25 protein-coding genes and 2 tRNA genes are annotated in these 25,731 nt (G+C 45.1%); 22 read left to right on the top strand and 5 right to left on the bottom strand.

Annotation, left to right across the window (positions count from 1 at the left end; all coding sequences use genetic code 11):
• Window positions 1–89: 89 nt before the first annotated feature.
• The 10 genes from EC604_RS22430 (at window position 90) to yajC (ending at window position 8,487) form a co-directional block, all read left to right on the top strand.
• A tRNA-Leu gene (locus tag EC604_RS22430) sits at window positions 90–168 on the top strand.
• A gap of 7 nt (window positions 169–175) precedes the next feature.
• A tRNA-Pro gene (locus EC604_RS22435) sits at window positions 176–249 on the top strand.
• 255 nt (window positions 250–504) lie between these two features.
• Window positions 505–1,131 carry a BofC C-terminal domain-containing protein gene (locus EC604_RS22440; protein ID WP_123066272.1) on the top strand — a complete coding sequence of 209 codons (627 nt, stop codon included), beginning with the start codon at window positions 505–507 and terminating at the stop codon, window positions 1,129–1,131.
• A gap of 279 nt (window positions 1,132–1,410) precedes the next feature.
• Window positions 1,411–1,914: a crossover junction endodeoxyribonuclease RuvC gene (gene ruvC / locus EC604_RS22445; protein ID WP_090915614.1), complete on the top strand. Its 504-nt coding sequence runs from the start codon at window positions 1,411–1,413 to the stop codon at window positions 1,912–1,914.
• A complete protein-coding gene (gene ruvA / locus EC604_RS22450; RefSeq protein WP_123066273.1) occupies window positions 1,911–2,525 on the top strand; it encodes a Holliday junction branch migration protein RuvA in 615 nt (204 codons plus the stop codon). The genes ruvC and ruvA overlap by 4 nt, the downstream gene beginning before the upstream one ends.
• 56 nt (window positions 2,526–2,581) lie before the next feature.
• A complete protein-coding gene (gene ruvB / locus EC604_RS22455) occupies window positions 2,582–3,592 on the top strand; it encodes a Holliday junction branch migration DNA helicase RuvB (RefSeq protein WP_123066274.1) in 1,011 nt (336 codons plus the stop codon).
• A gap of 173 nt (window positions 3,593–3,765) precedes the next feature.
• A complete protein-coding gene (locus EC604_RS22460) occupies window positions 3,766–5,850 on the top strand; it encodes a SpoIID/LytB domain-containing protein (protein WP_123066275.1) in 2,085 nt (694 codons plus the stop codon).
• A 57-nt stretch (window positions 5,851–5,907) separates the two neighbouring features.
• Window positions 5,908–6,936: a tRNA preQ1(34) S-adenosylmethionine ribosyltransferase-isomerase QueA gene (gene queA / locus EC604_RS22465; RefSeq protein WP_123066276.1), complete on the top strand. Its 1,029-nt coding sequence runs from the start codon at window positions 5,908–5,910 to the stop codon at window positions 6,934–6,936.
• Window positions 6,937–6,971: 35 nt separating this feature from the next.
• Window positions 6,972–8,108 carry a tRNA guanosine(34) transglycosylase Tgt gene (gene tgt, locus EC604_RS22470; protein ID WP_090915605.1) on the top strand — a complete coding sequence of 379 codons (1,137 nt, stop codon included), beginning with the start codon at window positions 6,972–6,974 and terminating at the stop codon, window positions 8,106–8,108.
• Window positions 8,109–8,175: 67 nt separating this feature from the next.
• Window positions 8,176–8,487: a preprotein translocase subunit YajC gene (gene yajC, locus EC604_RS22475; RefSeq protein WP_123066277.1), complete on the top strand. Its 312-nt coding sequence runs from the start codon at window positions 8,176–8,178 to the stop codon at window positions 8,485–8,487.
• A gap of 90 nt (window positions 8,488–8,577) precedes the next feature.
• On the opposite strand, the gene EC604_RS22480 is transcribed toward yajC, so the two are convergent.
• Window positions 8,578–8,970 (bottom strand): TIGR04086 family membrane protein, encoded by a 393-nt coding sequence (locus EC604_RS22480; protein ID WP_123066278.1) that lies wholly within the window; start codon window positions 8,968–8,970, stop codon window positions 8,578–8,580.
• Between the two features lie 180 nt (window positions 8,971–9,150).
• On the opposite strand from EC604_RS22480, the gene EC604_RS22485 reads away from it, so the two are divergent.
• Window positions 9,151–9,903, top strand: a complete 753-nt coding sequence (locus EC604_RS22485) for a DUF421 domain-containing protein (protein ID WP_123066279.1) — start codon at window positions 9,151–9,153, stop codon at window positions 9,901–9,903.
• A 2-nt stretch (window positions 9,904–9,905) separates the two neighbouring features.
• Here the strand turns inward: EC604_RS22485 and EC604_RS22490 are convergent, their stop codons facing one another.
• The gene (locus EC604_RS22490; RefSeq protein WP_123066280.1) at window positions 9,906–11,555 is read right to left on the bottom strand and encodes a putative polysaccharide biosynthesis protein; all 1,650 of its coding nucleotides are present in this window, start codon (window positions 11,553–11,555) and stop codon (window positions 9,906–9,908) included.
• Window positions 11,556–11,782: 227 nt separating this feature from the next.
• Here EC604_RS22490 and EC604_RS22495 point away from each other — a divergent pair, with 227 nt between their 5' ends.
• The 6 genes from EC604_RS22495 to EC604_RS22520 all read left to right on the top strand — a co-directional run bounded on the left by EC604_RS22495 (window position 11,783) and on the right by EC604_RS22520 (window position 18,300).
• The gene (locus EC604_RS22495) at window positions 11,783–12,022 is read left to right on the top strand and encodes a post-transcriptional regulator (RefSeq protein WP_036617497.1); all 240 of its coding nucleotides are present in this window, start codon (window positions 11,783–11,785) and stop codon (window positions 12,020–12,022) included.
• A gap of 91 nt (window positions 12,023–12,113) precedes the next feature.
• Window positions 12,114–13,364: a protein translocase subunit SecD gene (secD, locus tag EC604_RS22500; RefSeq protein WP_123066281.1), complete on the top strand. Its 1,251-nt coding sequence runs from the start codon at window positions 12,114–12,116 to the stop codon at window positions 13,362–13,364.
• On the top strand, window positions 13,354–14,262 hold the full coding sequence (secF, locus tag EC604_RS22505; RefSeq protein ID WP_123066282.1) for a protein translocase subunit SecF: 909 nt from the start codon (window positions 13,354–13,356) through the stop codon (window positions 14,260–14,262). Before secD ends, secF begins: the two co-directional genes overlap by 11 nt.
• Window positions 14,263–14,335: 73 nt before the next feature.
• Window positions 14,336–15,298: a cation diffusion facilitator family transporter gene (locus tag EC604_RS22510; RefSeq protein ID WP_123066283.1), complete on the top strand. Its 963-nt coding sequence runs from the start codon at window positions 14,336–14,338 to the stop codon at window positions 15,296–15,298.
• Between the two features lie 40 nt (window positions 15,299–15,338).
• Window positions 15,339–17,747 carry a single-stranded-DNA-specific exonuclease RecJ gene (recJ, locus tag EC604_RS22515; protein ID WP_123066284.1) on the top strand — a complete coding sequence of 803 codons (2,409 nt, stop codon included), beginning with the start codon at window positions 15,339–15,341 and terminating at the stop codon, window positions 17,745–17,747.
• A gap of 37 nt (window positions 17,748–17,784) precedes the next feature.
• Window positions 17,785–18,300 carry an adenine phosphoribosyltransferase gene (locus EC604_RS22520; protein WP_123066285.1) on the top strand — a complete coding sequence of 172 codons (516 nt, stop codon included), beginning with the start codon at window positions 17,785–17,787 and terminating at the stop codon, window positions 18,298–18,300.
• A 230-nt stretch (window positions 18,301–18,530) separates the two neighbouring features.
• On the opposite strand, the gene uraA is transcribed toward EC604_RS22520, so the two are convergent.
• Window positions 18,531–19,847 (bottom strand): uracil permease, encoded by a 1,317-nt coding sequence (gene uraA, locus EC604_RS22525; protein ID WP_123066286.1) that lies wholly within the window; start codon window positions 19,845–19,847, stop codon window positions 18,531–18,533.
• Between the two features lie 314 nt (window positions 19,848–20,161).
• On the opposite strand from uraA, the gene EC604_RS22530 reads away from it, so the two are divergent.
• From EC604_RS22530 to EC604_RS22545, 5 genes are all read left to right on the top strand, one after another.
• Complete coding sequence (locus EC604_RS22530) at window positions 20,162–22,339, top strand: RelA/SpoT family protein (RefSeq protein ID WP_090915582.1); 2,178 nt, start codon at window positions 20,162–20,164, stop codon at window positions 22,337–22,339.
• 12 nt (window positions 22,340–22,351) lie between these two features.
• Window positions 22,352–22,801 (top strand): D-aminoacyl-tRNA deacylase, encoded by a 450-nt coding sequence (gene dtd, locus EC604_RS22535; protein WP_123066287.1) that lies wholly within the window; start codon window positions 22,352–22,354, stop codon window positions 22,799–22,801.
• 104 nt (window positions 22,802–22,905) lie between these two features.
• Complete coding sequence (locus EC604_RS29980; RefSeq protein ID WP_161557009.1) at window positions 22,906–23,073, top strand: hypothetical protein; 168 nt, start codon at window positions 22,906–22,908, stop codon at window positions 23,071–23,073.
• A 251-nt stretch (window positions 23,074–23,324) separates the two neighbouring features.
• The gene (locus tag EC604_RS22540) at window positions 23,325–23,831 is read left to right on the top strand and encodes a type 1 glutamine amidotransferase domain-containing protein (protein WP_123066288.1); all 507 of its coding nucleotides are present in this window, start codon (window positions 23,325–23,327) and stop codon (window positions 23,829–23,831) included.
• A gap of 68 nt (window positions 23,832–23,899) precedes the next feature.
• The gene (locus tag EC604_RS22545; RefSeq protein WP_123066289.1) at window positions 23,900–24,346 is read left to right on the top strand and encodes a hypothetical protein; all 447 of its coding nucleotides are present in this window, start codon (window positions 23,900–23,902) and stop codon (window positions 24,344–24,346) included.
• Window positions 24,347–24,762: 416 nt separating this feature from the next.
• Here EC604_RS22545 and EC604_RS22555 read toward each other — a convergent pair whose 3' ends face one another.
• Entirely contained in the window at window positions 24,763–24,942 is a 180-nt protein-coding gene (locus EC604_RS22555) for a hypothetical protein (protein WP_123066291.1), read from the bottom strand.
• Between the two features lie 144 nt (window positions 24,943–25,086).
• Window positions 25,087–25,638 carry a tyrosine-type recombinase/integrase gene (locus EC604_RS22560; RefSeq protein WP_123066292.1) on the bottom strand — a complete coding sequence of 184 codons (552 nt, stop codon included), beginning with the start codon at window positions 25,636–25,638 and terminating at the stop codon, window positions 25,087–25,089.
• Window positions 25,639–25,731 lie beyond the last annotated feature (93 nt).

Raw genomic sequence — 25,731 nt, forward strand, 5'->3', positions numbered from 1 at the left:
CTTAGCTCAGCTGGATAGAGCGTTTGACTACGAATCAAAAGGCCGGGAGTTCGAATCTCTCAGGGCGCGCCATTATTTTTTCAAAGTTTGCCGGCGTGGCGGAATGGCAGACGCGCTCGACTCAAAATCGAGTGGGAAACCGTGGAGGTTCGAGTCCTCTCGCCGGTATATTTAACGGGATGTAGCTCAGCTTGGTAGAGCACCTGGTTTGGGACCAGGGGGTCGCATGTTCAAATCGTGTCATCCCGATTTCTAAAATCACTATCTAATCAGATGGTGATTTTTTGTTTTTCAAAAGATATCTACTTCTGATTTTGGATATGACGATTACTTTAACTTGTCTGGTCAAGACACTCTATTGTTTAATAAGGCTGGGTTTGCATAAAGGTTTATCCATTAGGTCACAATAGGTTTAAAAAAGTGATTGAAGGGGTTTATGTGAACAGGTTTACCTTACGAAAACAATTAAAGAGACGATGGCGGCGATGGAAACGAACGTTGTGGATGGTTGCTGCTATATGTGCGGTTACGATATTAGCATACCGTGGTTTATCTATATCAGCAGCAGTTGAGCGTTTACTAACAACCGATTTTGGTGAAGCCATGAATGTTATGGGTTCGGTTAAACAGGATCAACGATCGCCACAGGAGATTCAGGTGATTGTAGACCAGCTTGAAACAGGTGCAGACCAATTAATACGTGTCGTTTTACAAACCAAATATATTTGCGGTGTTGAAACGGAACAACTGGGGAGAATGAATATCCCTCAATTAAAAATGTTGCTTGCCCAACATCCTGAGTGGGAAGCAAAGGTTACTTCCTCAGATACGTTACATCTGAATCAAAGCGTGGATGATCTTTCACCTGTTTGTAAACAAGAAGCATACATCAGTATCGATGCTGCAGGTCATCTCAATCTGTATGAGGGCAAACCCACTGAAGAGAACGTTATTCGCACTTTTTTTCAACTCGATGTAGGTACGCTGGAAAGTTCATTGCCTGAAGGGGTACTGGAGCAATTGCAAGAAGGCATTCGTATACAGGACAAAGATGAGTATGACAGTGTAATTTCGACGTTTAGTGACTTTGCTGTGGATGAAACACATCATTTACTTCGAAATGGCGGATAGCCAATGAAACAAGGAATATAACCTCTAAGTCAGAAGTGTACAGTTACCTAAGAGAAACGATATGAAGAGAAGTGAAGAGATGGCTAGGGAAGGACATCGTGCTGATGTCCTTTTTGTCGTTTTTTAAGTCAACCCGCTCTATAAACTGAGATCTTTGGAGAATGCAGACGAAATACAATAAGCTTTGGCATAGACAAAGTTTTTCCTGCCGCCAGGCCTATCTTTTGTTATAATGAAATGAACGATACATATGTTCGCTTTTGTAAGGGAGAGATGGTTTTGCGTTTTTTGGGAATTGACCCGGGTATTGCGATTGTGGGGTTTGGCTTTGTAGATAAAATCGGGAACAAGGTTGTGCCCGTACAATATGGATGTATTCAGACGGAGGCTCATACACCAGATGAGGATCGGCTTCTTCACGTATATGAGGGCATGGTGCAACTGATTGATAAGTATAAACCAGATGCAGTCGCACTGGAGAAACTCTTTTTTAACCGTAACGTAACAACAGCGATGTCTGTCAGCCAGGCTCGAGGGGTGATGATTCTTGCAGCTGCTCAGAAAGGTTTGCCGATTGCGGAATATACTCCAATGCAGATCAAACAGGCAATCGTAGGATACGGTAAGGCGGAGAAAAAACAAGTGCAGGAGATGGTCAAAATGTTCCTTCGTCTACAGGTTGTGCCTAAACCCGATGATGTTGCAGATGCATTGGCTGTTGCCGTTTGTCACGCACATTCTTATACATTAAATTCCAAGTTGAATGAGGTATTGCGAAAATGATTGATTTTCTAAGAGGACAGTTCATACATGTCGAAAGTGATTATATTGTTCTGGATGTTCATGGCGTAGGTTACCGTGTGTTCTGTCCGAACCCCTATGCGTTTGCCAAGCAGGAAGGCGAGATAATCGTATACACCCATCATCATGTGCGTGAAGATGCGATGCTGTTATTTGGATTTGTGACGAGAGAGGAACAGCGTTTGTTCCGCAAATTGATTGAAGTATCTGGAATCGGGCCAAAGGTGGCACTAGGCATTCTTGCTGGAGGTACGCCAGATCACGTCGTTACGGCGATCTATCAGGAGAATCTGACATTCTTGACGAAATTACCAGGTATCGGTAAAAAAACAGCGCAACGCATGATTCTGGATCTGAAGGACAAATTGGACGGTTTCGGTACAGCAGTGTATGCAACAGGTCTCTTTGCACCACCATCCGAAGAGGTTGGAAGTGGGTCCTCATGGGATGAGGCGCGTGAAGGTCTGAAGGCGCTTGGATATACGGATAGTGAACTGGACAAAGTATGGCTCAAGTTGAAAAAAGATGTGACAACCGCAGATTCTGTGGATGTACTGATGAAGCGGGCACTGCAAATGTTATTTACGGGTTAATTTATTTTTCATAGTCGTACTAGTGTTGCAACCTGCAAGAAAAGGGTGGGAAGAACATGGATGAACGGATTATATCCGCTAACCTGATGATGGAAGATCAGAACGTTGAATTAAGCCTTCGTCCCCGATATCTAAATGAATACATCGGGCAGAATCAGGTGAAGGAAAATCTTAAAATATATATTGAAGCTGCTAAATTGCGGAATGAAGCATTGGATCATGTCTTGTTATACGGACCTCCGGGTCTAGGTAAAACAACACTCGCGAATATTATTGCAAATGAACTTGGCGTAAACCTAAGAACCACTTCAGGCCCTGCAATTGAACGTCCAGGTGATCTGGCAGCGCTGCTGACGAATTTGCAAGAGGGGGATGTGTTATTCATTGACGAGATCCATCGACTTCATCGTACCGTTGAAGAGGTGATGTATCCGGCGATGGAGGATTCTGCTCTGGATATTATGATCGGCAAAGGGCCAAGTGCGCGTTCCGTTCGTTTGGACTTGCCTCCATTTACGTTAATAGGAGCTACGACACGCGCAGGACTTTTGTCAGCTCCGCTTCGGGACCGTTTCGGTGTGATTAGTCGTTTGGAGTTCTATACGGTTGATGAACTGGCTTACATCGTGTCACGATCCACTGATATTCTAGGTGTAGAGATTGTTGGGGATGCTGCGGAAGAGATTGCTTTGCGTTCACGAGGGACACCGAGGATTGCAAACCGTTTGTTAAAAAGAGTACGTGATTTTGCACAAGTACGCGGTGATGGCATCATTACACAAGCACTGGCAGAAGAGGCGTTGCAACGCCTGCAGATTGATCCGCGTGGGTTAGACGATATCGACCACAAGATGCTCAAGTCTATGATTAACAGCTTCCGAGGAGGCCCTGTTGGACTGGATACGATAGCGGCTACAATTGGGGAAGAATCTCAAACGATTGAGGATGTGTATGAACCTTATCTTTTACAGATCGGTATGATTCAGCGTACGCCAAGAGGGCGAGTAGTTACTGATCTAGCCTACCATCATCTTGGTTTGCCTGTTCCGCCAAGAGACAGTAAGTAAGACTTAGCTTTTACACGTCGTCTATGCGAAAAACTTGAGAGCATAGATGAAGAGCACGACATTGCCTGGATTTAAACAGAAAACGGAATTCATAGAAATTGAACAGGAAGTTGAAATCTCTGTGAAAACTGACCGATATAAAGTGAAAGACATGTATGGAGAGGAGCCTGATTGTGGGAAAAGCAATACGCACGAAGAAGTGGAGTCGTCGATTGAAGGTACTGGCGGCTACTCTGTTGACAGTGGGGTGCTTGCAAATGCCAGCTTTTGCGGCTGGTGATAATGCACAATTGATCCGAGTAGCTATGTTTGCGAATTTAGGGAGCACATATAAATCAACGACACCTCTAATTACACTTGAATCAACAGGTTCATGGAGTATTCAGGCTAGTGGGGATACCAATGTGACTCTTCCATCGGGGCAAACACGTTTTAGTGCAGATGGATTCCGCGTAAAAGTATTAGAGACTGTTGATTTCAAAACAGCCGCAGCGGCAGCAAAATTGCTTCAGGCTACGGCTGATAAACCTTTACTGTATGTGGTGACGTTTAATGGCAAAACACTGTATCAGCTATACACCGGTAACTACGGTTCAGCAGCACTTGCAGGACAAGCCGTTGCACGGGTTCAAAAGACAGCAGGGACTCAATTAGCGGGACAGAAACCCGTTGTAACCGGTAGCGAACGTCTGTCTTCTGGGAATTATGCTTCTCTTCAGGAAGCAGAAGCAGCACAGTCAAGTTTGCTTGCAGCAGGATTTACAGCTTATCCTGTATTGCAATTAGATGGAAGCAATCAGCCCTATACGGTATGGGTTGGTGAAGCGACATCTGCGGCCGAGTTATCCACCTTGAAGCAACGTGTTGAATCCAGTGTATCTGGCATTAGCCTCTTTCCTGTAGGTAACAGTCCAGGTTTGATTATCCGTCAGGACGCAGGATTAAGTATGGATGCCCTTAAAACAGCTCCACATTACACGATTGCAGGCAATGACTCCAAGGTAATGGTACAAGGAAGTGGCAACGGTATAAAAGTTGTAGAGCGCTCCCAGCGTACATATCGCGGAGATATGGAGATCAGCATCGTTAATGGGGATCTAGCTTTAGTTAACGTTGTGCCACTAGAACAGTACTTGTACTCGGTTGTTGGCGCAGAAGTGTATTCTTCTTGGCCAACTGAAGCACTTAAAGTGCAGGCGGTGGCTGCCCGTTCCTATGCGCTTCAACAGGGCGAGCGTTTCAAGATCGCCAATGTTGTGGATACCACACTGAGTCAGGCATACAACGGAATGAACTCTGAGAACGACAAAGTAACGAGTGCGGTGGATGCAACGGCTGGGGAAGTGCTCAAAAGCGAAGGCAAAATTGTAGAAGCTGTATTTTCATCTAATGCAGGAGGGCAAACTGCTCATCCTTCTGAAGTGTGGAACGGTGGGGCAGCCGTATTTACCAATGTGGATAGTCGCGGCGATCTGTCTGCGCAGGCTGGACTGCATACATGGTATCATGTGCTGATGAGTTCAGGTGTGAGCGGATATATTCGTGAGGACAATGTAAAAGAATTAACAACGAAGACGGATGCTGGACTCTCCAAAGCAACCGTAACGGCTCAAAATACAAACATAAGACCGATCCCGCTCGTTCAATCCAATGTTGAGCCAGTTGCCAAAATCAATCCTGGAACGGAGGTTGTTGTATTGGCAAAAGTGGCTCAATCCAATGATTATGCATGGGTGAGAGGGCCGTTTACTTCAGCACAACTGGTCAAGACATTGCAAGGTAAGACAACTGTAGCCGCTCCAGCTTCCATATCAACGTTGGAAGTGACCAAGCGAGGGCCTTCCGGACGAGCACTGGAAGTTACGGCCAACGGGCAACCGTTGACTGTTAAATATGCCGATACTTACCGCTCTGCACTCGGCGGATTACCAAGCACTTTATTTGATATTGCAGGGACCGGAAGTTATACTGTATTAGGCGCTGACGGTCAAAAAGTCAGCAAAACCGGATCACAGGGCGCTTCAGTATTGTCTGCTTCAGGCACGAGCACCTCATCCAGCAATGCACTTGTTGTGATGAGTGCAGATGGTCAAGCGAGAGCCGTGACACAAGGTCAGACCTTTATGTTTATTGGTCAAGGGAATGGACACGGACTTGGCTTATCTCAATGGGGCGCCAAGGGTATGGCTGACGAAGGGTATGATTACCAGGCGATATTGAAACACTATTATCAAAACGCGACTATTGTTAAGGAATAGAAGACTATGATGTTAAGAAACGAAACGAATATCAAAGCATTAAGGAATGAATAGAACATGAATGTGAACTTATATGATTTTGAGTTACCAGAGGAATTGATCGCTCAGACACCGTTGCTGGATCGTACCGCTTCTCGTTTGCTTACGTTGAACAAAGAGACAGGGGAGGTTACCCATCACCATTTTCCTCATATTATCGATGTACTGGAGCCAGGAGATACACTGATTCTGAATGACACACGTGTATTGCCTGCCCGCTTGTTTGGTACTAAAGAGGACACGGGGGCAAAAGCCGAGGTGCTGTTGCTTAAAAATGTCGAAGGTGATCAATGGGAGGCACTCGTCAAGCCGGGTAAAAAGCTGAGAGCTGGCTCTGTTATTGTGTTTAGTGATGAATTAAAGGCTGTCATTAATGAAGTAGGCGAAATGGGTGCACGTACATTAACGTTTGAGTACAACGGTATTTTCCAGGAGATTTTAGATCGCCTTGGTGAAATGCCGCTACCACCCTATATCAAGGAAACGCTGGACGATCGAGAGCGTTACCAGACGGTATATGCCAAACATGAAGGCTCTGCAGCTGCACCGACAGCAGGTTTACACTTTACTGATGAGCTGCTGGATCAGATTCGCGATAAAGGTGTGAATATTGGATTTATTACCCTACATGTTGGGCTTGGTACGTTTAGACCGATGTCTGTTGACGTGGTTGAGGATCATGTTATGCACGAGGAGTATTATTCTTTATCACAGGAAACGGCTGAACTTATTAATCAGACAAAAGAGCGTGGTAATAAGGTTTTTGCAGTGGGCACGACCAGCTGCAGAACGCTGGAGACGGTGGGAAGTAAATTTGAAGATGGTATGTTGCAGGAAAGCAGCGGCTGGACGAGCATTTTCATCTATCCCGGGTACTCCTTCAAGGTGATTGACGGAATGCTGACGAATTTTCATTTACCCAAATCAACACTGGTGATGCTTGTTAGTGCACTTGCGGGTCGAGAGCATATTATGCATGCCTATGAGGAAGCCATCAAGGAGAAATACCGTTTCTTTAGCTTTGGCGATGCGATGTTGATTTATTAATAAACCGATTAACTTTTAGAGGATGATTATAACCAATGGCAGCAATTACGTACGAACATATCAAAACGTGTAAACAATCTGGTGCGCGTCTGGGACGTGTGCATACACCTCATGGTGTTATTGAGACGCCAACGTTCATGCCGGTTGGCACACAAGCAACGGTAAAAACGATGAGTCCCGAAGAACTGAAGGAAATGGATGCTCAGATTATTCTGAGTAATACGTATCATTTGTTCCTGAGACCGGGTCATGAAATTATCCGTCAAGCTGGCGGTTTGCATAAATTCATGAACTGGGATCGTCCTATTTTGACAGATAGCGGTGGTTTTCAGGTGTTCTCCCTCAGTGAGATGCGTAAAATTACCGAAGAGGGCGTTCATTTCCGCTCCCATCTGAATGGTGATAAAAAGTTCCTTTCCCCGGAAGTGGCTATGGAAATTCAGAACGCTCTGGGATCAGATATTATGATGGCATTTGATGAATGTCCTCCATATCCAGCTGAATATGAATACGTCAAAAAATCACTCGAAAGAACAACTCGCTGGGCGGAGCGTTGTATTGAAAGTCATGCTCGTCCGCATGATCAAGGATTGTTTGCCATCGTACAGGGAGGCATGCACGAGGATCTCCGTCGTCAAAGCGCGGCTGATTTGACTTCCATGGATTTCCCGGGGTATGCTATTGGTGGACTGAGTGTTGGAGAACCGAAACATTTGATGTATGGTGTATTGGATTACACGGTGCCTTTGCTACCTTCCAATAAACCACGTTATTTGATGGGGGTAGGTTCACCCGATGCATTGATTGAGGGATCGATTCGTGGAGTGGACATGTTTGACTGCGTGTTGCCGACCCGAATTGCCCGTAACGGAACAACGATGACAAGTCAGGGACGTCTGGTCGTTCGCAATGCCAAGTTTGCAACCGATTTTGGGCCTCTTGACCCGGAATGTGATTGCTACACTTGCCGCAACTATTCCAGAGCGTACTTGCGCCATCTGATCAAAGCAGATGAAACGTTTGGCTTGCGTCTCACAACGATCCATAATCTTCATTTCCTACAGAACTTGATGCGCAATGTGCGCAAAGCCATAATGGAAGATCGTTTGCTTGATTTCCGGGATGAATTTTTCGATCAATATGGTCTGCATGACAATGACAAAGGTTTCTGATTGAGGTTTTTGCGGAACCGATGTGACAAGCAGTAACTGTACGTATAGTCGATAAGGGGGAATTTTGATGTTTCAAGCAATGACTGCTCAAGCTGCAAATCCTGGTGGTGGAATTTTTTCGTTGATCGTACCATTGGTATTGATGGTCGCGATTTTCTACTTCCTGATGATTCGCCCACAGAACAAAAAGCAAAAACAGCGTAATGCGATGTTGAGCCAGTTAAAAAAAGGCGATAAAATTGTAACGATCGGTGGTCTTCACGGTACGATTGCTGAAATTACAGACGACGTGGTGGTATTGCGTGTAAACGACGTTACCAAGCTTACGTTTGACCGTAATGCGATTAGCAGCGCTGTAAGTCGTGAAACGGCTGAATAATGGTATACATGATGAGAATATGCACCGGCATATTCCCGAAAAGAGAATCGGATCTGAAGTAGATCCGGTTCTCTTTTTTTCGTGAATTGATTATGAACGTTGTGTGTTGACTCCAAAGATGCCGCCAAGAGCCGATATGAGGAACGCGCTGAGTAGCTGCAAGCTGTCTTTCCAGTTAAACGAAGCGTCCAGTGCCAAAAAACCGATGAGCAACACGAGAAGCCCATAAACGATCCCTGTGAAGCCACCATAATACCATCCTTTCTCACCTGAACGTTTCCCCGCAATGAAACCACCGATGAGCAATGACAAACCATGTACAACATAGGTATAGGTGGAAAGATCCTGTTCTCGCATGCCGCTCATCCACAGGAAGAAAGAAAGAATTAATGCTCCGATAAACATCCAGACAAAAGCATGACAGAGGCCAGACAGAATCGGATTGGACATCCGAATTGAGAACAAGCGGCGAATCAATTGCATAAAGCAACCCCCTTGTACAAGTTTGAAATTATTACAGTGTATGGTCAAGCCTTCTGACTTATGAACTGATTTCCATTAAATGAACGGATTATTTCTGCATGAGCATGTGAGGTTCAGGTCAAAATAGGGATTGCACTTCAGATCTCTGTACAATGCTGAAATTCGAAGGAGGTTCCTGTTATGAATTTCACTGATTTTGGCCCTCACATATATCGAACCATACTCATGTATTTCCTGGTGTATTGCGCTATTCGTGTTATGGGTAAACGTGAGATCGGCAAGTTATCTATGTTTGATCTGGTCGTGTCGATCATGCTTGCCGAGATGGCTGCTTTTGTGATTGAGGATATCAAAAAACCGCTATCTCATGGTATTGCTCCGATGCTAACAGTCATTGTTATGCAAATTGGGATGGCTTATGTCGGTTTGAAAAGCCGCAAGCTTCGTCTGATGATCGATGGAAAACCTACGGTTTTAATCTCCAAAGGCAAGCTTCATCGGGATGAAATGCGCAAGCAACGTTACAATCTGGATGATCTGTTACTGCAACTTCGGGAACAAAATATTGACAGCATCGGTGATGTAGATTTTGCGCTCCTGGAAACAACGGGGAAACTGACTGTGTTTCCGAAAGATCAGAGCTCTGAAGGCTCCGGTTCCGGTTCCGGTTCCGGTTCTTCCAATTCATCTACACAACAAAAAGAAAATGTTAAACTGAAAGGTTTCCCTAACATCAAATACGAGGGTTTACCCGTGCCCTTAATTATGGATGGGAAAGTACAGGATGAGAATTTGGAAATGATCGAGAAAACACGTTTCTGGCTGAAAAATCAAATTCAGCAAAAAGGCATTAACGATTTTAAAGATGTGTTTATATGCTCAATTGATCATAATGGCAAGTTATATATAAGTGCTCGTGAAGACAAAAAATAAAACTATTTTTTTTCAGAGCGACCTTTGAACCATGAGCCAATGAGGGGAGCGCGTGATAGATCATGAAAGTCTATCATTTTGGTTAAACCCATGACCATCAAGTAAACAAGCAAACCGATGGAGGGTGCAAGGATCATGCGAAGCCAAAACGGAAACAGCGCCGCGGTATGCTCATAGACGAGTAAGGTTGCAGCACCCATGATGAACATGCCAGCTCCAGTTTTGACCCAATCCATCAGCTTGAAGCGAAAGTTTAATAACTGGCGAACACTGCCCGCGTGTAGCAAGGTTACAACCATCGAATTAATACAGATGGCAATAACGGCACCGAAGATTCCATACTCAGGTCGCGAGGCCAGCATTAGAATTAACGAAATTTTGATGACGGCCCCTATAAACGTATTCAGCAATGCTTTACCCGGACGGTCGAGCGCCTGCAGCGCAGCCTGTAGTGGAGCTTGAATATAAATAAACAAGGCAAAAGGAGCCATCAGCTTTAGCATGCTTCCAATCGATGCATCATCATAAAGCAGCAGACACATCGGTTCGGCAAGCACATACATAAAGACAGAGAAAGGTGCACCAGTGACTAGAGCTAGCCGCAGAGCCTGATGCATTCTTTTGTGAATCAGCGCACGATCACCATTGGCTGAAGCTTCTGACAGGGAGGGTACGAGTGATGTTGCGAGAGAAGAAGTCAGTGCTCCCGGAAGTAGCAACAGAGGGATTACCATTCCTTGTAATGCACCATATTGAGCCGTGGCTAGTCCTTTAGCAATACCGGCAATGGCGAGGCTCTGGGCTGTCACGATCGTTTCAGCGAGATAAGAGAGAGAACCGACAAGGCGACCAGCCGTAACAGGAACAGATATAGCCAGCAATCGGCGGATTAATCCTCTCTGAGAAGGGGGAGCTGCTGCAGAGAACTCCTCTTTCTCTTGCAAGTTTAAAAAGACATCTTTCACAGACTCCGATGAAGGAGGGCGAGCCTGTTTTCTACGACGAGAAAGGGGCAATTCTCTTTTAAACTTTGCATAATTCCACAGGAGCACCAGCATTCCGCCCAGTTCTCCAACCATGGCACCGAGCATGGCCCCAGCGGCGGCATGTTCAATCCCTTTAGGTAGCAACAGCCATGCAAACCAGATCACAAAAATGATACGGATGATCGTTTCAGTAATGGATGAGATCGCGGTTGGCATCATATTTTGCATACCTTGGAAATATCCCCTGTACACTGCTGAAACTGCAATGATAGCAATCATAGGGCTCATGCTGACAAACGTATGATATACTCGCTCATCTGTGAGTACATATTGGGTGATCCAAGGGGCAAACAGGATGCATAAAAACATAAAAATAACACCGAGAGTGAGTGTGAAGCTAAGGCTGATCTGCAAAATACGTTGGGGCGAGTAACGGTTAGCACCCGTCTCGGCTTCGGCGACTAGCTTGGCCACAGCTAAAGGAATGCCTCCGGTAATCAGTGTCACCAGCACGATGAAAAAGGGATAGCTCAGTTGATAGATCCCTACACCCTCTGCACCGATTACTCGTGGCAGTGCGATCCGTGGAATGAAGCCGAGAATCCGGTTGATAATGCCTGCTGCGAGCAGGATCATGGCCCCCTGAATAAATGTCTGTTTCTTCAAAACTACCCCTCTTTCCCGGTTGAAGGTACAGGTTATCCTCATAATTGGGACAAAGCCGTTGTATTTCATCCTATGCCGGTCTTTCATCATCTCATGACAACTCGGACACGATTAACAAAAAGAACCATAAACAAGAAGAAGGAATATGAAAGGGTGAGGTCGAATGATGTAGTATTGGTGCCGCATAAAGGCTCGGATGTATGAAGGGAGGCTCCCCGTTGGAAGAAATGAATGATGTGGAGTTGGAACAGTCAATAGAGATGCTCTGTCGAAGTAAGGCGGAGGAATTAAGGCTTGTCGGTTACGAATATGTCACCAGCAAAGATGTCTGGAATTGTGTCAGTCACAAATACGAAAAACAGGGTATTCCACCGCTTCACCAACTGGTGAATGACATATTGTCACTGAAAGCAACAAGCTTTATGAACTTTATGACGGTGTCTGCATACCGGGGATCCTCTTTCTAGACGAAAGGGATCTTTTTTGTTGAAAATTGACTGCTTTTTACGGCATCGCTATAATAGGAATATTGAGAACGAAAGGGGATCTAGGAACGGCATGAAAAGAATTATCAGTTTCATTCTGGTCGTGCTTGTCACCACAGGGGTTATGGTGGGTACAAGCCCGGAGCTGCTCAAAAATATACGCTTGGGCCTTGATTTAAAAGGAGGCTACGAGATCTTATATGAAGCAGAGCCGCTCGAAGCAGGGCAACAACTCAGCAAAGCATCCTTGGTACAGACAGCCAAAAGCCTCGAAAGCCGTGCGAATGCGCTCGGAACAAGTGAGCCGGAAGTAACTACGGAAGGAACCAACCGGATTCGATTGAAACTGGCAGGAGTTACGGATGAGGCCGAGGTTAGAGCCAAAATGAAAGAACCCGCTGTTCTGACCTTCCGGAGTAAAGCTCCGAACGACAAAGAAGGCGAGTACTCCAAAATCGAGCTTCGCGGTAATGAGTTTGTCGAAAATGCGGCCAAGGTTGTTTTCACTCAATTGAATGAGCCTATGATCGACATTAAAGTAAAAGACAAAGCCAAATTTTCTGAAATCACAAAACGTTTGATCAATCAACCTCTTGCAATCTATCTGGATGATCAATTGCTTTCAGCACCAGAAGTTAGACAACAATTGACTGATGGGTCTGCTCAAATCTCAGGTTCCTACACACGCGAAGAAGCGAATCAGCTTCGTGATACGATTAACCTGGGTGCCCTGCCGCTGAAACTTACGGAGAAATACTCCCAAAGCGTAGGCGCAACTCTTGGTAAATTGTCTCTGGATCAGACGATTAAAGCCGGTTTTATTGGCTCGATCATCATTCTGATCTTCATGATTGGACTGTATCGCATCCCAGGTATCATCGCGAGTTTTGCACTGATCACCCATACGTGGTTAGTACTTGCCATTTTCTATCTGGGGGAATTCGTGCTTACCCTTCCGGGTATTGCGGCCTTCATTCTGGGTATAGGTATGGCGGTTGATGCAAACATCATTACGTACGAACGGATTAAGGAAGAGATGCGCAGCGGCAAGTCTATCTTGTCATCCGTTAAGGCTGGCGGTAAACATTCCTTCCGTACGATTATTGACTCCAATATCACAACCATTATTGCGGCAGCTGTAATGTTCTTCTTGGGTACTGGTGCAGTTAAAGGTTTCGCACTCGTACTGATTTTCGATATTGTGACCAGTATCATCACGAATATTTTCTTCTCCCGCTTCCTGTTAGTCCTGCTTGTGCGGGGTAACGTAGTCAAGAAGCCTAAGTATTTCGGAGTGAAGGAGAGTGAAATTCGTGCGCTTTAATTGGAATTATGATTACGTAAAAGGCAGTAAGATTGCCTATATCTTTTCGATTATTTTGACCGTGGCGGGGATTGTCAGTATTCTCGGATTGGGGCTTAATTACGCAGTTGATTTTAAATCAGGTTCCAACGTAGATATTACGGTATCCAAAGCGATTACTACAGAGCAAATTAATCCAATCATCAAGGACATGGGTGTCAATGAAGGTGATGTACACATCACGCCTGGTGCAGATCGGGTCAATGTTCGTTTTTCCAATGTACTGGATGAAAATATGGAGAGTAAATTCAAGCAGGAATTTAGCAAGCTGGATTCCACAGCTTCTTATGAGGTCAACACCGTTGATCCGGAGATGGCGAAGGAACTGGAGCGCAACGCGATCTATGCCGTTCTCATTGCGAGTATCGGGATTATGATCTACGTGGCCATCCGGTTCGAATGGCGATTTGGTCTTGCAGCTGTTATTGCACTCTTCCATGATGCATTTGTCGTTATCAGTATATTCTCCATCTTCCGATTGGAAGTGGATTTGACCTTTATTACAGCAGTGCTGACGATTGTCGGTTTCTCGATCAACGATACCATCGTTATCTTTGACCGGATTCGGGAAAATCTGCGTTTTGCCAAAAAGACAACGAAAGCCGATTTACGTGAGGTTGTGAATCATAGTTTGGCTCAAACGATGACCCGTTCCTTGAACACAACGTTTACGGTATTTGCTGCTTCAATCTGTTTGTTCATCTTTGGTGGAGAGTCCATTCGTATGTTCTCTCTTGCTATGGTAATCGGAACGTTGTTCGGCGCTTATTCTTCAATCTTCATTGCTGCTCCACTCTGGTTGGTGCTTAAAGGTAAACAAATTAGCAAACCTAAAGCAGCGGCAAAAGCTTCTAACTAAACATCGGAATGTAAAGCCGCGTCTGCCAGGCGCGGTTTTGCAACGTTAAGTACAGAATTAAGGGGGAATCAACATGACAAGAGAAGCTGGTCGGTCCGCACAAGCGGCAACATGGAGCGGGATCGTCGGAAACATGGCACTTGCGGTCATCAAAACAGGAGTAGGATACATGGCGAATAGTAAATCATTACTGGCTGATGGCTTGTATTCTGCCTCCGAAGCCGCCTCTTCCCTGGTTGCTCTTTTCCCCTCAAGATCTTCTGTACAATCCAAAGGCAAGATGCAAAAGGAACGCCTAAGAGAACATGCAAGGGCTGCAAAACCGGGCATGACTGTTCTTTTAGCGGTGCTTATTTTGATGGGAGGCCTACAGCTGGCTATTTCCGCATTAAGCAGTCTATCCAGTGGTGAACTCGAAGCGCCTGGAAAGTCTGTCCTTTTGGTAGCTGTTGCTGCGCTAGCTGTGAAAGAAGCTATATTTCAATTTCAATACCGATATTTCCGTAAACGAAATCAGTCCCAGGCTATGTCGTATGCCTTGCAACATAGACGTGCATTATATTGTTCACTAGCGGTATTAATAGGTATCATCGGTGCGATGGCAGGGGAAGAAACGGGCTTGAGTCTGCTGCTTTATCTTGATCCAACCGCAGCTCTTATTGCTTCCGGTTTCATTTTGTATAAAGGATATCGGATGATTGTAGACACGGTCTATGGTTCACTTATTCAAGAACTTGAGCAAGAGGATGCTGCGGACTACAAGGAAACAGTACAACGGGTATACGGTATTATCACAATTGAACATTTGGTTGCACGGGAGCAGGAACATGATGTTACCATTGAGTTGGTTGTTAGTGTGAATCCCAGAATCTCCATATTGGAGGCGCAGGAAATTGCAAACCGAGCCAAGACATTGTTGTTAACACGTTTCAGTCATGTAAAAGAAGTTCAGATCCAGGCTATACCATATGATCCTGGATATCCTTATAAATCCAATCATGAACTGCCCGATCATGAAGCGACATTAATTCAGTGATGGCGCTGGGATCTCGTAGATCAGGAAAGGAGCGTTAGCGTTGCTATATTCGCAATATCGGTGGAATACACCACATATCAATCTGGAGGCGGCTGCGGCACTATCGCAGGCGCTTTCCGTTTCCCCTCTAGTAGGACGTTTGCTTGTAAGCCGAGGTGTGCACAATGAAGAGGGAGCAGAACGTTTTTTACATCCTGACTTGAATCAGATGCATGATCCTTATCTGCTGCTAGGCATGAGTGAGGCTATTCCTCGAATCAAGCTTGCATTGGAGCGAGAAGAACATATTTTAATTTATGGAGATTATGATGCCGATGGAGTATCCAGTACATCGCTCATGATCCATCTGATGCGTCATTTGGGAGCCTCATATGATATCTATATTCCTCATCGCTCGAATGAAGGTTACGGTCTTCATAATCATGCTTTGGACTGGGCTCAACAGCAAGGGGTTACATTAATTATTACTGTCGATACGGGAATCAGCGCTGTAGAACAGATTGCATATGCTGCAACACTGGGGATAGAAGTGATTGTGACGGATCATCACGAACCCCCTGAGGTTTTGCCAGATGCTTACGCACTGATTAATCCGAAACTACCGGGGTGCCCATATCCGTTCAAGGGCCTAGCCGGGGCAGGTGTAGCGTTGAAGGTAGCTCAGGCATTGATTGGTGAGGTGCCGGGTGAATGGATGGAGATTGCCGCGATTGGAACGGTAGCTGATTTGATGCCGCTTGAAGGTGAGAATCGGGTGATTGTCAGTTACGGGATCGAATCCATGAGAGGTTCCAAACTTCCTGGAGTTAGTGCCTTACTTGAGATTAGTGGTGTGGATCAAAGCCAGGTGACATCCATTAATATTGCTTTTGCCATGGCTCCACGTATTAATGCTAGCGGCCGATTAGATCATGCCGGAAGAGCGGTATCACTGCTCACGACGGAAGATTTGGATGAAGCCCATGCCCTTGCGGGACAGCTGGATCTACTGAATCGAGAGCGGCAACAAGTCGTGGAGGGTATTCTACAGGAAGCGACGGCACAACTGGAACAGAAAATTGAGCAACGTTCCGGAACTGTGCCGGATGTTATTGTACTGGCAGGTGAAGGGTGGAATGTTGGTGTAGTCGGCATTGTGGCTTCCAAGCTGCTGGAGCGATACTATCGCCCAACACTGATTCTGGGAATCGATCCCGAGAGTGGCGTCTGTAAAGGATCTGCACGTTCCATTGAAGGTCTGGATATTTATGAGGCACTTACAGTGAACAAAAATAGTATGGATCATTATGGTGGACATCCTGCAGCTGCAGGAATGACGCTGCATCGTGATCAATTGGAAGAGCTTGAGGCGGGTTTAAATGAATATGCCGCGACGGTACTAACAGAAGAAGATTTTGTACCTCAGCGCCTGGCTGATGATGAATGCAGAATTAGTGATGTGCCACTCAAGGTGATCGAGGAGATTGACCGATTACAGCCTTTTGGCATGAGCAATCCATCACCACGTTTTGTATTGAGAAAGGTAACTGTCAAGGAAACCAGGACGATGGGGCGGGAAAAGCGCCATTTGAAGCTGGTTCTTGAACAAGACGGTCAGCAGTTGGAAACTGTTGCTTTTGGCAAGGGAGCACTGGCTGAATTTCTCTCCCCCGGTTCTGTTATCGATGTGATGGGGGAACTGTCGATCAATGAATGGAATGGCATGAGAAAGCCACAGATGATGCTTCAGGACATCCACGTTCCTGGGGCACAAGTGTTTGATATGCGCGGACATGCTGAGCCGCTGACCGCAATGAAGCACTTCCTGAGTGCGCTTGACGTACACCTGCGATATAAAGCGGGGGCGATTGGGGCCATTGTTCGAAAAGAAACCAATGTTTCTGAGGGAAATTCATTGTATGAACCGTGCCTTTGGGTATATGATAGAAAGGTCGGGTTATTTCCGTGTAATGCTGCCGCAGAGCAGTATGGGCAGGAAGAAGTCCGGACGTTATTTGTGTTTGATACGCCGGAAACTCCGGAACAACTTGATGCAATGCTGGCTTTGTTCAGCGGAGCCGAGAATATCATCCTTCTGCATGGATCAGGCAACCGTCGAGACCGACTTCAGATGCCCTCCAGAGAACTGTTCAAACGGTTTTATATGCTGGTGTTCCAATGGAAAGCGGAACCTGTGGAGGAACAAGAGATAATTCCTGTGCTCAGTCGTCAGTGTGGTTGTTCTACGCGTATGATCACGATGATGCTTGATGTTTTTGAAGAGCTGGCCTTCATTACTCGGAAGGACGGTAAAATCATAGTTGCGGCCAACCCGCCAAAACGTGATTTAACTTCAGCAGGTCATTATCAGGCGCTGGAAATTATGGCTGAGACAGAACGGGTGATGCTGGATGCATCTACACCTCAGTTGACACAATGGATGGTATCCCGGATGAAGGGCGTATCTTAGATGGAAGTTTGTGTATTTATTTTAGGAGGAGATTATTTTGGATTTTAAAGAGTATATTCGTGTCATTCCTGACTTTCCACAACCGGGAATCAGCTTCAAGGACATTACAACATTGTTGAAAGATGGAGAAATGTACCGCAATGCGATCAATGAACTGAAACAGATGGTATCTGAACTGAAAATTGATGTCATTGCTGGACCTGAAGCACGCGGTTTCGTTGTGGGCGCCCCACTGGCATACGCTCTTGGCGTTGGTTTTGCTCCAATTCGCAAAAGCGGAAAATTGCCTGGAGCGACGATCGAAGCAGGGTATGATCTCGAATATGGCAAGGATACACTTGCAATGCATACAGATGCAATCGAGAAAGGCCAAAATGTCCTGATTGCAGATGATCTGCTCGCAACGGGTGGAACCATTGCAACTTCCATTAATCTGATTGAACAATTGGGCGGTAACGTGGTAGGTGCTGCATTCCTAATTGAATTGACAGATCTGAATGGCCGCGGTAAATTGCCTGAGAATATGAATGTGTTTACGTTGATGAACTACTAATACGTAAATCCATCTAATGAGTTGCTGTGAGTCATGAAAGTTTACTTCCCAAGTTTCCCGGGAAATAATATACAGCATTAATGATCGGCAAAAAGCCTGCTTCTCCAACGTCTTACGTTGGGAAGGCAGGCTTTTTGAATTTCTTTTTTTGAAGATGAGATACGTGATGAAATACGCTATCTATGTTGAGATAAGCACACGCGAATCTTACATTTTGTTCATTGTAATACTTAATCAGGTGTTTTTTCGATGATTGGCTGTTTCTTACTGTCTTCGTTCAATAAACCAAGTACCTCGAACAATTTAAACAACAGACTAAGAACCATTCCGGCAATCGTAGCCAGCGCCATGCCTTTCAGGTGTACTCCATAGAAAGAGATTTCCGTACCGCTAAGTCCAATAACCAATACGAGTGTAGTTAGGAGCAGATTTGTCGGTTTGGCAAAATCGACTTTTTGTTCAACCAAGATGCGTAGACCAGAAGCCGCAATGACTCCGAACAGAAGCAGGGATACACCGCCCATAACCGGTACTGGAATGTTCGCAACAAGCGCTGAGAACGTGCCTGAGAAGGAGAGCAGGATGGCAATGACAGCTGCACCACCGATAACGTAAATGGAGTAGACACGAGTCAGAGCCATAACACCGATATTTTCGCCATACGTTGTATTCGGTGTGGAACCCACGAAACCGGACAGAATGGTAGACACGCCATTACCGAGCAAGGAACGATGCAGTCCAGGGTCTTTGGACAAATCTTTGCCCACAATGCTGCTCGTGACGAGTAAATGCCCGATATGTTCTACAATTACAACAAGAGCAACTGGTAAAATTGTAAGGATTACTGACCAGTCAAATGTAGGTGTAGTTACAGTTGGAAGAGAAATGAAATTAGCATCAGAAATTTTGCCCGTATTAACAAGTCCCATGGAATAACCAAGGACATAACCGGATACAATACCGATCAAAATATGAATAATTTTAGGAAAGCCGCGGAAGGTTACAGCACCAATGACGGTTATTCCTAACGTGACCATAGATAAAATAATAGGTTTGGCTTGAGGAACCCAACCGGGGTTGTTCACAGGATCAGAATTAATCAGACCCGCCATTCCGGCGGCGACAGGTACAAGCTCCAGACCAATCAGGGCAACGATCGCGCCCATCACTGCTGGCGGAAATACAACATTAATCCAGCCTGTGCCGGCATATTTAATAATGAGTGCTACGAGGCAGAACACGACACCTGTTACGATAAAAGCCGCGAGAGCCATGGAGTATCCATTCTCTGGATGGCCTTTCAAAACAGCCATAACCGGTGCAATAAAAGCAAAGCTTGATCCGAGATATGCGGGGATTTTCCCTTTGCACATCAGGATGTACAGTAGCGTACCAATTCCGTTCATCAACAGAATCATGCTAGGGTCCACTCCAAAGAGGTTAGGTACCAGTACTGTACTGCCAAACATAGCGAACAAATGTTGCAAACTCAATAATGCGCCTGGGCCAAAAGGCATCTTCTGATTAACTTGAATTTCGCGTTGCAACGAATCTCATCTCCTTTTCCGATACACAAACTTTCAATAGATTACAGAGTTTCTTTCAAATTAGCAATAACAATTTTCAGGATTGGACTGTAAATCACTTATTTTCTCAGATTCTCCTTCTATTTCAGCAATTATCGGTAATAATGCATAACAACTGAACGTTTAAAAAAATTGGATAAACGCTCTTATTCGTCAGCAGTTGACGGGAAACGGGCAAGGCGTCATAATTATAGGAAATTACTTTTACGGGGAACCTGTGTTGATATATTGTCACGGGTTCCATTTTGTATAGAAAGGACACGGAACAGATCAGAATGGGCATAGAGCAATTACTCGAGAAGGCCGGGGCGTATATCAAAGAACCCGATCTGGTGCGCATACGAGAAGCTTACGAATTTGCTGATCAGGCTCACCACGGACAGACGCGAAAATCGGGAGAACCGTATATTCTGCATCCGCTTGCGGTTGCCGACATTGTTGTGAATATGCAGATGGACACCATCTCCATTATTGCAGCACTTCTTCATGATGTAGTAGAGGACACTACGGTGTCACTTGAAGAGATCCGCACTCATTTCGGCAATACGTGTGCCATGCTTGTTGACGGCTTGACGAAGCTGGAACGCATCCAGTTCCGCTCCAAGGAAGAACAGCAGAACGAGAACTACCGCAAAATGTTCATCGCCATGGCGCAGGACATCCGTGTCATCGTGATTAAATTGGCTGACCGTCTGCATAATATGCGGACCCTCAAATTTCAGTCGGAAGAAAGCCAGCGTCGAATCTCGTATGAGACGCTGGAGATTTTCTGTCCGATTGCAAACCGTTTGGGGATCTCTGCGATCAAATGGGAAATGGAGGACATCGCCCTCCGTTATTTGAATCCGCAACAATACTACCGTATTGCAAATCTGATGCACAAGAAACGTGCAGAGCGAGAGCAGTACATCGACACCGTAATGGACGGCATTACAAGTAAGCTCGAAGAGATGGGCATTCAGGCAGACCTGTCTGGACGACCGAAGCATATCTACAGTGTGTTCAAAAAAATGACAACCAAGAACAAGCAGTTTAACGAGATTTATGACCTGCTTGCGATTCGTATTATTGTGGATAATATCAAGGATTGTTATGCTACGCTCGGCATTATCCACACATTATGGAAGCCCATGCCTGGACGATTCAAGGATTATATAGCCATGCCAAAAGCCAATATGTATCAGTCCTTGCACACAACCGTGGTGGGACCTAACGGGGAGCCAACTGAGGTACAGATTCGTACCTGGGATATGCACCGTACAGCCGAATTTGGTATCGCGGCACACTGGGCTTATAAAGAAGGAACTGCGGCAGGGCCTCAGTTTGAAGATAAAATCACCTTTTTCCGGGAAATTCTTGAACTTCAAAATGAAGCACAAGATGCTTCCGAATTTGTGGAATCGCTCAAAATGGATTTCTTCTCCGATCTGGTGTTTGTATTTACGCCAAAAGGGGAAGTCATTGAATTGCCAAGCGGCTCCGTACCGCTAGACTTTGCCTACCGCATTCATACCGAGGTGGGGAATCGAACCATTGGTGCCAAAGTAAATGGCCGAATTGTTCCGCTCGACTATCATCTCAAAACGGGCGATATTATCGAAATCTTAACTTCCAAGCATTCTTACGGTCCAAGCCAAGACTGGTTGAAAATTGCGAAATCTTCACACGCACGGGCTAAGATCAAACAGTGGTTCAAGAAGGAACGCCGTGAAGAGAACGTAGAAAAAGGCCGGGAGAGCTGTGAGCGAGAACTGAAACGTATGGGACTTGATCCTTCTGCGTGGATGACCGATGACAAGCTAATGGAAGCGGCGAAGAAATTTGCGTTTAACGATATCGATGATATGCTCGCAGCGGTTGGTTTTGGCGGAATTACGGCTGCTCAGATTGTCACGAAGGCAACGGAAAAGCTTCGTAAAGAGCAGGAAGAATCCAACTTGCTGGAACTGAATTCCGAGATGCGTGAACTGAAGCCGGCTCCTGAACGCAGAAACAGACCAACCAACGGCATTCGTGTCAAAGGGATTGATAACCTGCTGGTTCGTTTTGCAAGGTGCTGTAACCCTGTGCCTGGAGATGACATTATCGGTTATGTTACACGTGGCCGCGGCGTTTCTGTGCACCGCAGTGACTGTCCAAATATCCCTACAAGTGCGGATGGAGAAGAGGCAGCACGGGTAATTGAAGTCGAGTGGGAAGAGAATATCGAATCGAGCTACAGTGTCGATATTGAGATTACAGGTCATGATCGTAATGGACTGCTCAATGAGGTGCTTCAGGCTGTTTCCGAAAGTAAAACGAACATATCTGCTGTCACCGGACGGACGGATAAAAATAAATTAGCATTGGTGCACGTCACCATTCTCATTCGCAATACAGATCATCTGCATGCCGTTGTGGAACGAATCAAACGGGTGAAGGATGTTTATTCTGTACACCGAATTATGCAGTAAGGAGTCCGTAAGATGAGAGTGCTGGTACAACGCTGTAAAGAGGCTCAGGTAACCGTGGGAGATGAATTGACAGGCAGAATCGAATCCGGTTTAATGCTGCTTGTAGGCATAACTCATGAGGATACGGAGAAAGACGCGATCTACTTGGCAGATAAAATTAGCGGGCTTCGCATTTTCGAGGATGAACAGGAAAAGATGAATCTCAGCCTGCTGGATGTAGGTGGTGCGGTTTTGTCCGTTTCACAGTTTACGCTGTATGGTGATTGCCGTAAAGGCAAACGCCCAAGCTTTGTTGCTGCGGCTCGTCCAGAGGCAGCTGAGCAATTATATGAAACGTTTAATCAGTTATTGCGAGATAAAGGGATTCAGGTGGAAACGGGACGTTTCGGAGCGACGATGGATGTTACGTTTACGAACTGGGGACCGGTTACCCTGATGGTAGAAAGTCCTTCGCGAGACTGAGTTTGCGCATAAATGCGCAGTGAAGAGGTCATAATGAGAGAGAAATAAACGTTGGTATTACATTGTAGTTGTATCTTTGTTAATCAAAGGAGTTTCTCTTAATTATGCGCCAATCTGCAAAAGTAATTAAAAATCAGAACGAGCCGCTAATGATGCCTGGCAATCTGGCTGAGTCACTTCAACTTGCCCGCTCTGCTGCAGCACATGTGTCCACATTGTGGATGTTGCAAACTTCAGATAAAGACAGGCAGGAGCATCACCCACGACCATAGCCTAACCATTTAACAAAACTTAATAGTTATGTAAAAAGCCCCGGTTGTTTGACAATCCGGGGCTTTTTGCTGTTATGATTCACAGTTCATTTTCTCGGAGAAAGGCTGCAAAATTAATTCCAAATGTATTGATTGTTATAAAAGGCACTCCTTGGGGTAATAACAAAACGAGGCACAAAAGACGTGCCAAAGGATAGAATCAATCTCTCTAGGTTTAATCACATTCGAATACGGAAAGGAGACCATAGATCATGAGTAAAGTTGCTTTTTTGCTTGCGAATGAGTTTGAGGATTCAGAAATGAAGGTTCCGTACGATGAGGTGAAAAAGGCTGGACATGAGGTACACATTATCGGGTTAAAAGCGGGTGAAACGCTTCAAGGCAAGGGAGGCAAGGCTTCCTATACGACGGACAAAGCGATCTCAGAGGTTCATGCGTCAGATTATGATGCTGTCGTTATTCCGGGTGGGTCGTCGCCGGAAAATTTGCGAACAGACGCCAATATCCTGAAGTTTGTTACAGAAATCAATGCGGCTAACAAACCAATCGCTGCAATCTGCCATGGTCCGCAAATTTTGGCTAGCGCAGATCTGCTCAAGGGACGAACAATTACATCTTATCCTCCACTCAAGGATGACATGGTAAATGCAGGAGCAGACTTCAAGGATCATGAAGCGGTTGTGGATGGGAACTATATTACATCCCGTACACCTGAAGATGAACCAGCATTTGTTCGTGAATTAATGAAAGTAATATAAGCAAAAGGGTAAACTGAATACGATAGTGGCATCTAATGATAATTTTATTCCATAAAGGAGGGTTTGACATGGCAAAACATATTCAGGCGTATTTTCGAACCGAGGACGAGGCAGAGGGTGCAAGAACTTCACTATTGACGTTCCATACCGAGCAGCTTGAGGTAGGTCAACTGGATGCTGCCATTGGCAGGGATACACGAGTTATGGTTCCACTGGTACCTTATAATACGGCTGGTGGTGTAGGCACGAACGGTGCTATGGGCGTAGGAGCAGCTCCAGGGGTTCCAGCTAGCGAAAATGTAATTCCAGTTGTCACCGATGTCAATCGTGACGCTGAACGCGACCCTCGCAACAGAGTGAACGAAGACGGAGATATGCTGGATGCCGCAGATGTGACTTCGGCCGATTATGATGACCTGCATTATGTTCTGTCTGCCAAAGTAAGAGATGAGGATTATGATGCAATCGTTCATAAACTTCGCTCTAACCATGCCTATGTGGAAGAACTCGATTAATCAATAGATATTAAGCTGGCCCTTACGTTGCCCGGTTTCCTATTGCCGGGAAGACGTAAGGGCTTTTAATAATACGTGGAGATTCGATGGAACCTGCAGATTTGCTGACTAAAAAGAAAAGATGCTGTGGAAAAATCCTATATTAAAGCGCTATCATTTTTGTAATATTCCTGTAATTACTCTTCCTTTCCCATGTCATACTCTGAAATAAGGAATTGCGCTACATAAGCAATGGCAATCATATAAAACATCCCACACACTACGCGATATAATGGTAAAAATGTATCAAGTATTCCTGTATCTTTGAAATAAAAGTACAGGAATTGTAGAAGCCATAGAAGTACAGCACAGAAGATCAGCCAGACTAGAACATAATTAATCTTCCTTCTCACAAACATCATCCTTTCTACAACGAATTAGATATTACTGATTTTTTCAAGAGCAGAACGAGTTTGTTCCAAACTAGAAATAAGATACTCATAATAGCCAGGCTCATTATCTTTATCTATATTCTTAGCAACATTTTCATACTGTCTAATACGCGATTCCAAAGCGGACTGTATTTGAAACCATTCATGAAAAGTTAATTCTTCCATAACAACACATCCTCATTAAAATTTTCTATAAAAATAAGCCAGGGCAAGCATAATAGCCAAACAGATACAAACCACACCCAAAGCTATTTTTGGATCACCAACCGTATAATCAAAAATCGAATCGTTCATAGAAAAACACACCTTTCACATTTCAAAGTCCATAATGGCACGGTCTATATTTTCCTGAACAAGTCCTATGTATATCATCGTCATTCGTGGCGTACTATGATTAAGGATTTCCTGTAAGGTTCCTATGTCTTTCGTCCGCTGGTAGAAATGATATGCAAAGGATTTTCGCATGGTGTGAGTACCTACATCATCTAGACCCAACTCATTAGCAATCTTTTTTAAGATTCTCCAGGCTTGTACGTCGCTGATCGGGAAGTCACCCATCTGGCTTTTAAACAACAGATCATCAGGGCCGAGCCAGTCATACTCTGAAAGATAATGGTCAAAATAACTACGTAGGCGTTTGTTAATAATAATCTTGCGATACTTTTTGGTTTTTTTCTCAGTTAGTTCGATATATTTGCCTGAAACATCCCTAACCCGAAGCGGCAATATGTCGCTGATCCGAAGACCTGTCGAAATCCCAACGCAGAAGAGTAGCCAGTTCCGAAGTTCCCACTGCTTAAGAAGCTCTTTAAAATCTTCAATAATGTCGAGATTTCGTATAGGCTGCATCCTGCGTCCCATTCCGAAAAACTCCATTCGTGTTGTTTTGTGCAAAGAAAAAACCGTTTAAAGAAAAATTCGTTTTTAAGGGCTGAAAACCGCGCTGTGACGGCG

Origin of the sequence: Paenibacillus amylolyticus, assembly GCF_003719335.1 — a bacterium.
GTDB lineage: Bacteria > Bacillota > Bacilli > Paenibacillales > Paenibacillaceae > Paenibacillus > Paenibacillus amylolyticus_D.

What these genes read in the sequence shown, in the direction of transcription:
- EC604_RS22440 (WP_123066272.1), top strand. Translation starts at nt 505, where the DNA reads ATGGTTGCTGCTATATGTGCGGTTACGATATTAGCATACCGTGGTTTA.
- ruvA (WP_123066273.1), top strand. Translation starts at nt 1,911, where the DNA reads ATGATTGATTTTCTAAGAGGACAGTTCATACATGTCGAAAGTGATTAT.
- ruvB (WP_123066274.1), top strand. Translation starts at nt 2,582, where the DNA reads ATGGATGAACGGATTATATCCGCTAACCTGATGATGGAAGATCAGAAC.
- queA (WP_123066276.1), top strand. Translation starts at nt 5,908, where the DNA reads ATGAATGTGAACTTATATGATTTTGAGTTACCAGAGGAATTGATCGCT.
- tgt (WP_090915605.1), top strand. Translation starts at nt 6,972, where the DNA reads ATGGCAGCAATTACGTACGAACATATCAAAACGTGTAAACAATCTGGT.
- yajC (WP_123066277.1), top strand. Translation starts at nt 8,176, where the DNA reads ATGTTTCAAGCAATGACTGCTCAAGCTGCAAATCCTGGTGGTGGAATT.
- EC604_RS22480 (WP_123066278.1), bottom strand. Translation starts at nt 8,970, where the DNA reads ATGCAATTGATTCGCCGCTTGTTCTCAATTCGGATGTCCAATCCGATT.
- EC604_RS22485 (WP_123066279.1), top strand. Translation starts at nt 9,151, where the DNA reads ATGAATTTCACTGATTTTGGCCCTCACATATATCGAACCATACTCATG.
- EC604_RS22495 (WP_036617497.1), top strand. Translation starts at nt 11,783, where the DNA reads ATGAATGATGTGGAGTTGGAACAGTCAATAGAGATGCTCTGTCGAAGT.
- secD (WP_123066281.1), top strand. Translation starts at nt 12,114, where the DNA reads ATGAAAAGAATTATCAGTTTCATTCTGGTCGTGCTTGTCACCACAGGG.
- EC604_RS22510 (WP_123066283.1), top strand. Translation starts at nt 14,336, where the DNA reads ATGACAAGAGAAGCTGGTCGGTCCGCACAAGCGGCAACATGGAGCGGG.
- EC604_RS22530 (WP_090915582.1), top strand. Translation starts at nt 20,162, where the DNA reads ATGGGCATAGAGCAATTACTCGAGAAGGCCGGGGCGTATATCAAAGAA.
- dtd (WP_123066287.1), top strand. Translation starts at nt 22,352, where the DNA reads ATGAGAGTGCTGGTACAACGCTGTAAAGAGGCTCAGGTAACCGTGGGA.
- EC604_RS29980 (WP_161557009.1), top strand. Translation starts at nt 22,906, where the DNA reads ATGCGCCAATCTGCAAAAGTAATTAAAAATCAGAACGAGCCGCTAATG.
- EC604_RS22540 (WP_123066288.1), top strand. Translation starts at nt 23,325, where the DNA reads ATGAGTAAAGTTGCTTTTTTGCTTGCGAATGAGTTTGAGGATTCAGAA.
- EC604_RS22545 (WP_123066289.1), top strand. Translation starts at nt 23,900, where the DNA reads ATGGCAAAACATATTCAGGCGTATTTTCGAACCGAGGACGAGGCAGAG.
- EC604_RS22555 (WP_123066291.1), bottom strand. Translation starts at nt 24,942, where the DNA reads ATGGAAGAATTAACTTTTCATGAATGGTTTCAAATACAGTCCGCTTTG.
- EC604_RS22560 (WP_123066292.1), bottom strand. Translation starts at nt 25,638, where the DNA reads ATGGGACGCAGGATGCAGCCTATACGAAATCTCGACATTATTGAAGAT.